The following is a 12,395-nucleotide window of genomic DNA, read 5'->3' as shown; positions in this document are numbered from 1 at the left end:
CGATGAGGCAGTCCGGACCGAGACATCTCTGTAACTGGAACAGTTTTTCGCGGGCAAGCGCGCTCCTGCAGGGTTGCGGAGGTCGACTGACCGAAGTCGTCGCCACCTCGCTCAATGGACCAACGTCGCCTGCAGGCTCAGACTGGCGTGCTGCCCGGGTGCCAGGCTCAGGCAATCATCGACACCTGACGCCGCCTCGACCCGCAAAAACCCCATGGCTTCATCGCCACCCACACCCAGCAACGGTCGGCTGCCCGGGTGCCAGACCACCGTGCTGTCGCTGTCGCCAGTGTCGATACTCAAGCGCCGCTGCCAGGCGTCGTCCTGCAACTCAAGCATACCGGCGTGCTCGAACACCCGCTGACAGCTGCCTTGCACGCGTAGCTCGCCCCTCTGCTCGCAGGCGCTGCGGCTGAGCTCATCGTAACCCTGCGCACCGTCGAGCCCCTGCAATGCGACGTCCGCCACATCACTGATGCGCCAGTAGGCGTGCAGACCATGGCCGAAGTGACACGGCTCGCTGTCGTCGTGACGCGTCTCGAGGCGCAGTTCCATCGCCTGCCCCAGTTCAGCGTAGAGATCGGCCTGCCAGTCCCACAGTTTGAGTTGCCAGCGCAAGGTCACGCCCGCCTCGTGTTCGTGGCTTTCGACCAGTTTCCAGTCGAGCAACCGACCCCAGCCATTGGCCGGCCAGCCACTTTCCCCAGGATGACGTCCGACCCAGGGCCAACTGACCGGCACGCCGCCGCGGATCGCGCCGACCAGGGGCCAGTGCGCAGCGCACCACAGCCAGGGTTTCTGCCCGGAAGGTTCGAAATGCAGCAGCTGCGCGCCCTGCCGACTGAACACGGCCTGGCACTGCGCATGATTGATCACCAGCACATCACGCTGTTGGTAGCGTTCCCACTGAAAGGTCGGTTGCGGTCGCACCGAGGTGAAGAAACGCTGAAGAGGATGCTCGGTTGAGCCGGGGTCCCTGAAGGGCATCGTTGTGGCACTCCAGATAGCGGTCACTCGTCAAGCGAGAAAAAAATGCTCCGAAGGCGGAGCCATTGCTGCCGAATAAACAGCGCAAAAAAAACGGGCAGCCAGGCTGCCCGTAAAGCACACACGACCCTTGATCGTTAGTGGAGCGCGGAGGAGCGTCCGCTTTGACTTAGAACTTGGATTGCAGCTTGATACCCGCGACCAGCGCGTTGTCCACGTGGTCTGTGCCGCCTGGATGCATCACGTACTGCAAGTTAGGACGAATAGTCAGCCAATTGTTGACGTGTACGCCGTAGTAGATTTCCGAGTTGTATTCAGTGGTCTGAATAGGCAGGAAGTTCGGATCGTCGTAGTTATCCGCTCCGTTGACTTCGTTGAGCAGACGAGCACGATCACGAACGTCGCTGTTGACGTGGATACGCGACACGCCTACACCGATGTCGTCTTTAGGACGTGCATCGAACGGACCTTTGAACACCAGGCCGACGTTCTGGAAGTTGTCGACGAAGTTGGTGGCCTTGTCATGCACGGTAGCGTTGAAGAACACGCTCATGCCGCGTGATGCGTCGCCGCCAACGGTAGTCAACTGCTGTTGAGCCACAAACCACCAGCCGTGCTTGCTGCTGTGGGATTTGAACGCGGCACCGGTAAGCGCTTGCGGCTGACCGTTGACATCTTCTTCGAGGTCGTTGGCGCTTGGGCTGCTGTAGTACCAGCCAAGACGGTATTCGCCCGGGAGAGAGTTGACATTTGGCGACCAGACCAATTCAACAGGAACCAGCGTGCCCTTGGCGCCGCTGCCACTGAGTTTGAAGCCGTTGCCGGTTTCCAGGTATGAAGGGTTCTGCTCGTACACACCGATCTGCGCATACACTTGCGGCGTGATGTTGTACTTCACGCGCACGGCCCACTGGCTGACCGGCCAGTTGTACCAAGTGCTGACGTAGTTCGCCGCTTGTGTGCCGCAGAAGGTCAAGTTCTGGAAGTCGCAAGGGAAGCTACCGAAATCTTCGCCCTCGCCCATACGGCCGGCTTTGATATCAAGTGCGCCGTCGAAATACTTCTGTTTGACCCACATCTGGGTCAGACGCCAGGTCTGACCGCGACCCCAGACTTCCTGCGAGGAGCTGAGCGTGCCCACGCGTGGGTCGCCGAGACGGTCATTGGAGATGTTCTTACCGCTACGCTCGGTGACGGTCAGCTTGAATTCGGCATCTTTCAGACCGAACACTTTTTCGAGGTCGATTTGCGTGCCAATCGCGAACTGGTCCGAATAACGAGCCGTCTTGTCAGTGTCGTAGCCACCTTTGACGTTGGCGCCCACCTCGCCGACGTACTCGACGTTGAAATCATAGCCCTTGTCGTGCAGCTCTTGACGAAGCCCGCCCCAGTCGCCAGTCATGTGTTCGCTGGCATTGAAAGGCTCAAGGGCAAAAGCCGAGCCCGACGCTGTCAACGCACCCAGAAAAGACAGACCACCGATCAAACGTAATTGGTTAAGCGACTTGCCTTGTAGCTTTTTCATCCCTTGGATCCTCGTTTTATTGTTATTAGCTTTTTGAACAGCGTTGTAACCACGTACATCGTGTGCATGACGGGTTTGGTACGGCAGACATCGACCCGTCACAGGTGCTCGTTTGTGCAGTGCTCCTGCACGAGGGGATCAGTTGCGGTTGAGCCGCGTGACATTCCCCATGTTCTCCACCGACTGACTCGGTGCCAGCACGCCAAGGCGTTCGCCGGTTTTGGCGTCAAACAGCAGAACCTTCGCCGGATCGAACTGCAACGTCAAGGTCTCGCCCACAGCGGGTGCAATATCCGGCGCCAGACGGCAGCAGACCTTGCTCTCGTTGAGGGTAACGAATACCAGCGTATCCGGACCGGTCGGCTCCGTCACCTGGACTTCGGCGCGAATGGTCGGCAGACCGGCAGCGTCAGAGGACGCTAGCACGATCTGCTCGGGACGCAGGCCCAGAATCACCTCACGGTCCTCAAGGCCGGCGTCGTTCATGCTCATCGGCAGCTCGCAACGGGCCTGACCGCTGTCGAGCAGTGCGACGAGACGACCGTCCTTGCGTTGCAGGCGCAGCGGGATGAAGTTCATCGGCGGCGAACCGATGAAACTCGCCACGAACAGGTTCGCAGGATCGTTGTAAATCTGCTTCGGCGTACCGAACTGCTGAATGATGCCGTCCTTCATGACCGCCACTTTGTCGCCCAGGGTCATTGCTTCGATCTGGTCGTGGGTCACGTAGACCGTGGTGGTCTTCAGGCGCTGGTGCATCAGCTTCATTTCGGTACGCATCTCGACGCGCAGTTTGGCGTCGAGGTTGGAAAGCGGTTCGTCGAACAGGTAGATCTTCGGACGACGGGCCAGCGCCCGGCCCATGGCCACACGCTGTTGCTGACCACCGGAGAGTTGCCCCGGCTTGCGGTTGAGCAGGTGTTCGATCTGCAGCAGCTTGGCGACCCGCGCCACTTCGGCGTCGATGTCGGCCTGGTTCATCTTGCGAATCTTCAGCCCGAACTCGATGTTCTCGCGCACGCTCATGGTCGGGTACAGCGCGTAGGACTGGAACACCATCGCGATATCGCGATCCTTCGGGCTCATACCGCTGACGTCCTGGTCACCGATCATGATCGCGCCGCCGGTAATGTTTTCCAGGCCGGCGATGCAGTTCATCAGGGTCGACTTACCGCAGCCCGAAGGGCCGACCAGAATCAGGAACTCACCTTCTTTGATGGAGAGTTCGATGTTCTTCAGGGTGTCCGGCAGACCGGCCCCGTAAGTCTTGTTTACATTGCGTAGTTCAAGCGTTGCCATGATTACCCCTTGACTGCGCCGGCCGTCAGCCCGCGCACGAAATACTTGCCTGCGACCACGTAGACCAGCAGGGTCGGCAGCCCGGCGATCATCGCCGCCGCCATATCAACGTTGTATTCCTTGGCGCCGGTGCTGGTGTTGACCAGGTTGTTCAGCGCGACCGTAATCGGCTGCGAATCACCACTGGAGAACACCACACCGAACAGGAAGTCGTTCCAGATCTGAGTGAACTGCCAGATCAGGCAGACCATGATGATCGGCGTCGACATCGGCAGAATGATCCGGCGGAAGATGGTGAAAAACCCCGCACCGTCCAGTCGTGCGGCTTTCACCAGTGCCTCGGGAATACTCACGTAGTAGTTGCGGAAGAACAGTGTGGTGAACGCCAGACCGTAAACGACGTGGACGAACACAAGACCTGTGGTGGTGCTGGCCAGGCCCATTTTGCCGAGGGTGAAGGACGCGGGCAGCAGGACGGTCTGGAACGGCAGGAAGCAACCGAACAGCAGCAGGCCGAAGAACAACTGCGAGCCGCGGAAACGCCACATCGACAGCACGTAGCCGTTCAGCGCACCAATGGTGGTGGAAATCAGCACCGCCGGAACAGTGATCAGGAACGAGTTCCAGAAGTAACCCTTTACCGTCGCCCAGGCTTTGATCCAGCCAATGGCGGTGACTTCGGTCGGCCAGCTGAGCAGGTTGCCGCTGCCGATGTCTTCCGGCGACTTGAAGCTGGTCAACAGCATGACCACCAGCGGCACCAGGTAGATGAAGACCGCAACGATCAGCACCGCATAGATGGCGACGCGGCTCAGGCTCAGTGCAGGCTTGTTGGCGAGACTAGTCATTGCGCTTGGCCCTCAGCTCGGAATACAGATAAGGCACAAGGATGGCGAGAATCGCGCCAAGCATCAGAATCGCACTGGCGGAACCCATGCCCATCTGGCCACGGCTGAAGGTGAACGAGTACATGAACATCGCCGGCAAGTCAGACGAGTAACCCGGCCCACCTGCCGTCATGGCCGCAACCAGGTCGAAGCTCTTGATGGCGATGTGCGCGAGAATCATCACCGCACTGAAGAACACCGGACGCAGGCTTGGCAGCACCACCTTCCAGTAAATTTTCGGCATGCTCGCGCCGTCGATCTGCGCGGCGCGGATGATCGACTGATCGACGCCGCGAAGGCCCGCCAGGAACATCGCCATGATGAAGCCCGACGCCTGCCATACCGCCGCGATCACCAGGCAGTAGACAACGCGGTCCGGATCGATCAGCCAGTCCAGGCGAAAGCCTTCCCAGCCCCAGTCACGCAGCAGTTTGTCCAGGCCCATGCCCGGGTTGAGCAGCCATTTCCAGGCCGTACCGGTGACGATCATCGAGAGCGCCATCGGATACAGGTAAATGGTGCGGATAAAGCCTTCGCGGCGGATGCGCTGATCCAGAAATACCGCCAGCAACACGCCAACGACCATGCTGATGCCGATGAACATGCCACCGAACACCGCGAGGTTTTTGCTGGCTACCCACCAGCGGTCGTTGTCGAACAACCGTGCGTATTGCGCCAGACCCACGAATTTATAGGTCGGCAGGAAAGTAGAGTTGGTGAACGACAGAACAAACGTCCACAGGATATAGCCGTAGAAGCCCACCAGTACGATGAACATGCTGGGCGCCAGCACCAGTTTGGGTAGCCAGCGCTGCAGTGCATCGAACGGCGAGGCTTTGCTGAACACAGCAACAGAACTCATGGTGAAAATCCAATAAAGAGTGAAAGCAGCCGCAAGTCGCAAGCCTCAAGCTACAAGTCATAAGCCAATCATCGATCAGCTTGAGACTTGCAGCTTGCCGCTAGTAGCTGGCCTTTATTTGGCAGACTTGATCGCAGCGCCCAGCTTCTTCGCCGCGTCGGCCGGATCGGCTTTCGGGTCGTTGATGAAGTTGGTCACGACGTCAAAGAAGGCGCCCTGCACAGCCAGAGTTGTGGCCATGTTGTGCGCCATGCTTGGTTGCAGGCCGCCGGTTTTGGCGTCAGCCAGGAAGTCCTTGGCAGCGGTCTGAGCGCACGAGTCGAAACCGTACTTGCCCATGTCAGCCAGCATGTCGTTGCGAACCGGGATTGAGCCTTTGTTGATGCTGAAGACTTTCTGGAAGTTTTCACCCAGCACGATCTTGGCGATGTCCTGCTGACCGGCAGCAGTGCCGGCGTCTTTCTGCTTGAACACAGCCAGGGAGTCGATGTTGTAGGTGAACGCCTTGTCGGTGCCCGGGAACGCTACGCACTCGTAGTCCTTGCCGGCGACTTTCTTGGCGGCGGTCCATTCACTCTTGGCCCAGTCACCCATGATCTGCATGCCGGCCTTGCCGTTGATGACCTTGGCAGCTTCCAGGTTCCAGTCCTGGCCTTTGCCGTCGACATCCATGTAGGTGGCGACTTTCTTCAGTTCGGTGAGCGACTTGACCATCTCAGGGCCGGTCAGCGCAGCGTTGTCGAGGTCGACCAGTGCCTTCTTGTAACCGTCAGCGCCCATGACAGAGAGAACGACGGCTTCAAACACAGTGCTGTCCTGCCAAGGCTGGCCACCGTGGGCTAGAGGGATGAAGCCTGCCGCTTTGAGCTTGTCGCCTGCTGCGTAGAATTCTTCGAGGGTGGTGGGGGCTTTTTCGATACCGGCTTTCTTGAAGACTTCCGGGTTGATCCACAGCCAGTTGACGCGGTGGATGTTCACCGGGACGGCAACGTAATCACCCTCGTACTTCACGGTGTCCGAGACCTTCTTGTCCAGCAGGCTGTCCCACTTCTCCTCTTTGGAGACGTTTTTCAGCACGTCGGTATCAAGCAGGCCGGTAGAGGCCCATTCCTGAATGTCCGGGCCTTTGATCTGGGCAACACCAGGCGGGTTGCCAGCAACGGCGCGGCTCTTGAGCACGGTCATTGCGGTTGCACCGCCACCACCTGCAACAGCGCCGTCTTTCCAGGTGAAACCGTCTTTTTCAACTTGAGCCTTGAGCACATCGACAGCGGCTTTTTCGCCACCGGACGTCCACCAGTGCACAACTTCGACAGTGCCTTTGGCATCAGCCGCCATGGCGCTCAGAGGGAACAACGAGGCGAGGGAAATAAGTGCAGCGAGACGGGAAATCGAATTCATATCTGACCTTTCTTGTTGTTATGCATGAGCAAGTCGTGGCGCTTGCGCTGCGTGGATTCTAACCAAGGGGTTAGAGCGGACGGTAACGAAGGGATGCGCGAATGTCACAACACTGTGACATTCGGATAGCCACTCAATCGACTGTAGTAGCGCGCTTGCCCGCGATGGCGGGAGCCAATCCAACGAATCTTGTGTGTGCAGCACGATTTTTCGCGGGCAAGCGCGCTCCTACAGGGGGTTGAGGCGGCGGATTACTCTATGCCGCGCGGTAGGAAAAGCGTCACCCGCAACCCGCCCTCGCGCATGTTCTGCAACGTCACTTCGCCGCCGTGGCTATGGGCGATATTACGGGCAATCCCGAGCCCCAGCCCGTAGCCCTGCTGGTGTTTGCCGGCCAGCCGGAAATGCGGCTCGAAGACTTGTTCCATTCGCTGCTCCGGCACACCCGGCCCCTCGTCCTCGACGTGCAGGATGAACGCGTCGGCGTCGTCCTCCACAAGCAGGTGTGCACGGTCGCCGTACTTGATCGCGTTGTCGATCAGGTTGCCCATGCAGCGGCGCAGCGCCAGGGGCTTGCCGTAGTACATCGACATTGCCTTGCCCTGCAACGTGACACGGCCCGCACCGTCGGGAGAGAGATATGGCTCGATCAGGCAATCCAGCGCGTGATTGAGGTCGACCGGCTCGATGTTCTCGTGAATGTCGGTGTCCTTCACGCACTGCAACGCGCCTTTGACCAGCAGCTCAAGCTCATCCAGATCACGGGTGAATTTGCTCTGCATCTGTTCGTCTTCGAGCAGCTCGACGCGCAGCCGCAAGCGAGTGATCGGGGTGCGCAGGTCGTGGGAAATCGCACTGAACAGCTGGCCCCGCTCGGTCAGGTAGCGACTGATGCGATCACGCATGGTGTTGAACGCGCGGGTCACTTCCACCACTTCACTGCCGCCGCCCTCCACTACCGGTTCAACGTCGGCACCCAACGACAAATCCCGCGCAGCATGGGCGAGACGCTTGAGCGGGCCGCTCTGCCAGTGCACCAACAGGCCGATGAAAACCAGCAGAAAGATACTGGTCAGGGCGATGAACCAGACTTGCTGCGAAGGCAGACCTTCCGACTCGAGCATGGTGTAGGGCTCAGGCAGCAGCGAGGCGATGTACAGCCATTCGCCGGGCGACAGCTCGATCTGCGTGACCAGCACGGGCGGGTTCACCGGTTCGAGGGTCAGCGCGTAATGAGCCCACGAGCGTGGCAGCTCGTCGAGCCTCAGGCCGCTGTTGAAAATGCGCAGGTCTTCAGGGCGAACAAAGCGCACGAGGATGTCCGGATCGGCGCCGAGGTTCTGCCGCAGCACCTGACCGACCACATCGATAACCGCCGTCTTGCGCGCAGTAGGCTCAAGCACCTGCATTTCCAGCGGACGATCATTGAGCGATACGAAGAACCGCGTGCCGCCCATGCTGCGCAGCTGATCGAGCACCAGCGGCCGAAACGCGACCGGCAGCGAGCGGAAGTAACTCACGCTCGCCGCCATGGAGAAACCCAGGCTGCGGGCGCTGGTGACCAGGCCTTCCATCTGCGTCGCGCGCAACTGCGACAGCCAGATAAGGCTGGACAGGGTCTGCGCCAGCAACACGGCGAACAAGGTCAGCAGGAGCATGCGCCCGAGCAGCGAGCGCGGCACCGGCAAGCGGCGTTTCTTGTCGGTCACCATCAAGGACTAGTAACCGTTGCCGGCTTGCGGCAGCACATTGGCTGCCAGCAGATAACCGCTGCCTCGTACGGTGCGGATCAATCGCGGCGCCTTGCCGGTGTCACGCAAACGCTGACGCAGGCGGCTCACCGCCATGTCGACGATGCGCTCCAGCGGCATCAGCTCACGGCCACGGGTGGCGTTGCCGATGGTGTCGCGATCGAGAATCTGTTGGGGGTTGTCGAGGAACAGCTTGAGCAGCGCGAAATCGGCGCCCGACAAAATCACTTCTTCGCCGTCGTTGTGGAACAGCCGATGACTGACCATGTCCAGCCGCCATTCATCGAACACCAGCACTTCGCCGCCGCTGCGCTCCTGGCCGAACTGGGCGCGACGCAACAACGCCTTGATCCGGGCCTGAAGTTCACGGGGGCTGAAGGGTTTGGCCATGTAGTCATCGGCGCCGAGTTCCAGACCGATGACACGATCGGCCTCGTCAGAGCTGGCGGTGAGCATGATGATGGGGATATGCGGCTGACGCGGATGCTGCCTGACCCAGCGACACAGGCTGAAGCCGTCTTCATCGGGGAGCATGACGTCGAGGATCAGCAGATCGCTGGCCTCTTGGTTGAATGCCTGACGAAACTCGGCCCCATCGCCAACCGTGCGCACCTGAAAACCGGAACGGCTCAGGTAGGCTTGCAGCAACTCGCAAATCTCCTGGTCATCGTCGACCACCAGAATCGATTTACTGACAGCGTTCACATGGTCGTCCTTGTGAGCAATGGTGGGTAAGGCAGCTTCAAGCTTCAAGCTCAAAGCGGCCAGCGAGACGTACGCGGTCTTTGCTTGCAGCTTGCAGCTTATCGCTTGCCGCTAGCGCTCGTCGCATATTGATCCAGCGCCACGCCTGCGCCCATCAAGCCAGGGTACTCGGCCGTGACCAGCCAGACCGGCACGTCCTTGAAATAATCCTTCATCAATCCCTTCTCGGCGAACGCCTTGTTGAAGCCGCTCTGCATGAAGAAATCAACGAAGCGCGGGATCACGCCACCGGCAATATACACGCCGCCGCGCCCGCCGACAGTCAGTACGTTATTGCCGGCCACGCGACCGAGGAACACGCAGAACTGCTCAAGCACTGCGCTGGCGACAGGGTCGCCCTTAAGCGCCGCCGAAGTGATGGCCGCCGGGGATTTGAGTTCCGGCTCGATCTCGTCCAGTCCGCAGCTGACTTGATACAGCAGCAACAGTCCGGCGCCACTCAGAATCGTCTCGGCGCTGACATGCTCATGGGTCGCCATCAAACGCATCCACAGCAGGGCTTCGCGAGGCGTGCCGATCGGCAGATCAACGTGACCGCCCTCCCCCGGCACCGCAGTCCAACGCGCTTCGCCGCTGCGGATCAAGGTGCCGACGCCAAGCCCGGTCCCGGGCCCGATCACCACCCGCGCACCCATAGGATCGCCCTTGCCATGGCGCACGGTCAGGTACTCGTCGTCCTTCAGGCGGGTCATGCCCAGGGCCATGGCCGTGAAGTCGTTGACCAGGATCAGATGGTCGATCTTCAGTTCGGCGCAGAACGCCTGCCGGTTGATCTTCCAGTGACTGTTGGTGAAGTGAAAATCATCGCCGGTCACCGGCCCGGCCACGGCCAGGCAAAGGGAGGTGACATCACCGCGCTGCAATTCCAGGTCCTGCAGATAGACCAGCAAGGCCTTTTCAGGACTCGCGTAATCGACCGTTGCGAACACACGGATCGAATGCAACTGCTCGTCTTCCCAAATGGCAAAACGCGCATTTGTGCCGCCGATATCACCCACCATCGCCAATGTCACTTAAGCGTCTCCAGATTCGAAGTAAAGGCGCTGGCGCCCTTCTCTGCCGAGCTGAAGGCCATGCGCATGAAACCGAACAGTTCACGGCCGCTGCCCACGTTATGGGACAGGCGACCGATTGCCGGCTCTCTGGCGGCCAATTCTGCCGGTTCGACCAGAACTTGCAACGTTCCTTTCACGCCATCGACACGAATGAGATCCCCATCACGCACCAACGCCAGCGGCCCGCCGTCGGAGGCTTCCGGGCAAACGTGAATTGCCGCCGGGATTTTCCCGGAAGCGCCGGACATGCGCCCGTCGGTAATCAGCGCCACTTTGAAGCCACGGTCCTGCAACACGCCCAGAAACGGCGTCATCTTGTGCAGCTCAGGCATACCGTTGGAGCGCGGGCCCTGGAATCGCATGACCGCCACAAAATCGCACTCCAGTTCGCCGGCCTTGAAAGCGTCGGCGAGGTCTTGCTGGTCCTCGAAGACTTTGGCGCGCGCTTCAACGATCTGATGCTCCAGCGCAACGGCGGAGACCTTCATCACGCCGCGGCCCAGGTTGCCTTCCATCACCCGCAGGCCGCCTTCGGCCGAGAACGGACGTGCGATGGGGCGCAGGACGTTTTCGTCGAGGCTTTCGATCGGCCCATCTCGCCACACCAGCTTGCCCTCTTCCAGGAACGGTTCCTGGATGTAGCGACGCAGACCACGGCCCATGACCGTGTTGACATCTTCGTGCATCAGGCCCGCGTCGAGCAGCTCGCGGATCAGGAACGACATGCCGCCGGCGGCCTGGAAGTGGTTGATGTCGGCTTTGCCGTTCGGGTAGACGTGGGACAGGGTCGGCACGACTTCCGACAGATCGGCCATGTCCTGCCAGGTCAACTGGATGCCCGCGCACTGGGCAATTGCTGGCATGTGCAGCGTGTGGTTGGTGGAACCGCCCGTCGCGTGCAGGGCAACAATCGAGTTGACCAGCGAACGTTCGTCCACAATCTCTCCGAGAGGGATGAAGTCGCCGCTTTGTTTGGTCAGACGCGTCACCTGGAACGCCGCCTCGCGTGTCAGGGCATCGCGTAGCGGTGTGTAGGGATTAACGAAAGAGGCGCCCGGAAGATGCAGACCCATGACTTCCATGAGCAACTGGTTGGTGTTCGCCGTGCCGTAGAAGGTGCAGGTACCCGGACCGTGGTAGGACTTCATTTCCGAATCCAGCAGCTCTTCGCGAGTCGCCTTGCCTTCGGCGTATCGCTGACGCACATCGGCTTTCTCTTTGTTGGAGATGCCCGACACCATTGGCCCACCCGGCACAAAAATGGTAGGCAGATGACCAAAGCGCAACGACCCCATCAGCAAGCCCGGAACGATCTTGTCGCAGATGCCCAGCATCAGCGCGCCGTCGAACATGTTGTGGGACAACGCCACCGCCGTTGCCATCGCAATGACTTCTCGGCTGGCGATACTCAGTTCCATGCCAGGCTCGCCCTGGGTGACGCCGTCACACATCGCCGGAACGCCACCGGCAAACTGCCCCACCGAGCCAATTTCACGCAGCGCTTTTTTGATCTGTTCGGGGAAGTGTTCGTACGGCTGATGGGCCGAGAGCATGTCGTTGTAGGAGGAGACGATGGCGATGTTGGCCGCATTCATCATGCGCAGGCTGTTCTTGTCATCGGGACCACATGCCGCGACGCCGTGGGCGAAGTTGGCACATTGCAGCTTGCCGCGCATCGGCCCGTCGCTCGCCGCACCCCGGATCAATTGCAGGTAGCGTTGACGGGTTTCACGGCTGCGAGCAATCAGCCGTTCGGTTACCTCAAGGACGCGGGGATGCATGTCATGGACTCCAGGCTAGCGGATGGGGTCACCCGTTCAGGCGCTTTCACCAGGCTGCGATCAAATCCGGGGCTCAGACGAG

At 60.1% G+C, this 12,395-nt stretch carries 10 protein-coding genes; all 10 read right to left on the bottom strand.

Going from position 1 to position 12,395, the window contains the following annotated elements:
• Positions 1 to 111: 111 nt before the first annotated feature.
• The 10 genes from ACYAR8_RS03300 to edd all read right to left on the bottom strand — a co-directional run bounded on the left by ACYAR8_RS03300 (position 112) and on the right by edd (position 12,313).
• The gene (locus ACYAR8_RS03300) at positions 112 to 987 is read right to left on the bottom strand and encodes an aldose epimerase family protein (protein WP_074884334.1); all 876 of its coding nucleotides are present in this window, start codon (positions 985 to 987) and stop codon (positions 112 to 114) included.
• 169 nt (positions 988 to 1,156) lie between these two features.
• The gene (locus tag ACYAR8_RS03295; protein ID WP_463579072.1) at positions 1,157 to 2,512 is read right to left on the bottom strand and encodes a carbohydrate porin; all 1,356 of its coding nucleotides are present in this window, start codon (positions 2,510 to 2,512) and stop codon (positions 1,157 to 1,159) included.
• Between the two features lie 138 nt (positions 2,513 to 2,650).
• A complete protein-coding gene (locus ACYAR8_RS03290; RefSeq protein WP_463579071.1) occupies positions 2,651 to 3,811 on the bottom strand; it encodes an ABC transporter ATP-binding protein in 1,161 nt (386 codons plus the stop codon).
• A 2-nt stretch (positions 3,812 to 3,813) separates the two neighbouring features.
• Positions 3,814 to 4,659, bottom strand: coding sequence for a carbohydrate ABC transporter permease (locus tag ACYAR8_RS03285; protein ID WP_074884325.1), 846 nt, complete (start codon positions 4,657 to 4,659; stop codon positions 3,814 to 3,816).
• Positions 4,652 to 5,560, bottom strand: a complete 909-nt coding sequence (locus ACYAR8_RS03280; protein ID WP_037014845.1) for a carbohydrate ABC transporter permease — start codon at positions 5,558 to 5,560, stop codon at positions 4,652 to 4,654. The genes ACYAR8_RS03285 and ACYAR8_RS03280 overlap by 8 nt, the downstream gene beginning before the upstream one ends.
• Before the next feature lie 114 nt (positions 5,561 to 5,674).
• A complete protein-coding gene (locus tag ACYAR8_RS03275; RefSeq protein ID WP_074884322.1) occupies positions 5,675 to 6,961 on the bottom strand; it encodes an ABC transporter substrate-binding protein in 1,287 nt (428 codons plus the stop codon).
• Positions 6,962 to 7,212: 251 nt separating this feature from the next.
• On the bottom strand, positions 7,213 to 8,673 hold the full coding sequence (locus ACYAR8_RS03270; protein WP_463579075.1) for an ATP-binding protein: 1,461 nt from the start codon (positions 8,671 to 8,673) through the stop codon (positions 7,213 to 7,215).
• 6 nt (positions 8,674 to 8,679) lie between these two features.
• Positions 8,680 to 9,417, bottom strand: coding sequence for a response regulator (locus tag ACYAR8_RS03265; RefSeq protein WP_074884312.1), 738 nt, complete (start codon positions 9,415 to 9,417; stop codon positions 8,680 to 8,682).
• Between the two features lie 98 nt (positions 9,418 to 9,515).
• A complete protein-coding gene (locus ACYAR8_RS03260; RefSeq protein ID WP_074884309.1) occupies positions 9,516 to 10,490 on the bottom strand; it encodes a glucokinase in 975 nt (324 codons plus the stop codon).
• Positions 10,487 to 12,313 carry a phosphogluconate dehydratase gene (gene edd / locus ACYAR8_RS03255; protein WP_463579070.1) on the bottom strand — a complete coding sequence of 609 codons (1,827 nt, stop codon included), beginning with the start codon at positions 12,311 to 12,313 and terminating at the stop codon, positions 10,487 to 10,489. The genes ACYAR8_RS03260 and edd overlap by 4 nt, the downstream gene beginning before the upstream one ends.
• Positions 12,314 to 12,395 lie beyond the last annotated feature (82 nt).

This window comes from Pseudomonas sp. HP_01, from assembly GCF_055284355.1.
The sequence above is the reverse complement of the archived record's forward strand: the minus strand, read 5'-3'. Positions and strand labels throughout refer to the sequence as shown.

Bases quoted from the DNA above. Each gene is read 5' to 3' on its own strand.
- ACYAR8_RS03285 (WP_074884325.1), bottom strand. From the start codon at position 4,659: ATGACTAGTCTCGCCAACAAGCCTGCACTGAGCCTGAGCCGCGTCGCC.
- ACYAR8_RS03290 (WP_463579071.1), bottom strand. From the start codon at position 3,811: ATGGCAACGCTTGAACTACGCAATGTAAACAAGACTTACGGGGCCGGT.
- ACYAR8_RS03275 (WP_074884322.1), bottom strand. From the start codon at position 6,961: ATGAATTCGATTTCCCGTCTCGCTGCACTTATTTCCCTCGCCTCGTTG.
- edd (WP_463579070.1), bottom strand. From the start codon at position 12,313: ATGCATCCCCGCGTCCTTGAGGTAACCGAACGGCTGATTGCTCGCAGC.
- ACYAR8_RS03300 (WP_074884334.1), bottom strand. From the start codon at position 987: ATGCCCTTCAGGGACCCCGGCTCAACCGAGCATCCTCTTCAGCGTTTC.
- ACYAR8_RS03280 (WP_037014845.1), bottom strand. From the start codon at position 5,560: ATGAGTTCTGTTGCTGTGTTCAGCAAAGCCTCGCCGTTCGATGCACTG.
- ACYAR8_RS03270 (WP_463579075.1), bottom strand. From the start codon at position 8,673: ATGGTGACCGACAAGAAACGCCGCTTGCCGGTGCCGCGCTCGCTGCTC.
- ACYAR8_RS03295 (WP_463579072.1), bottom strand. From the start codon at position 2,512: ATGAAAAAGCTACAAGGCAAGTCGCTTAACCAATTACGTTTGATCGGT.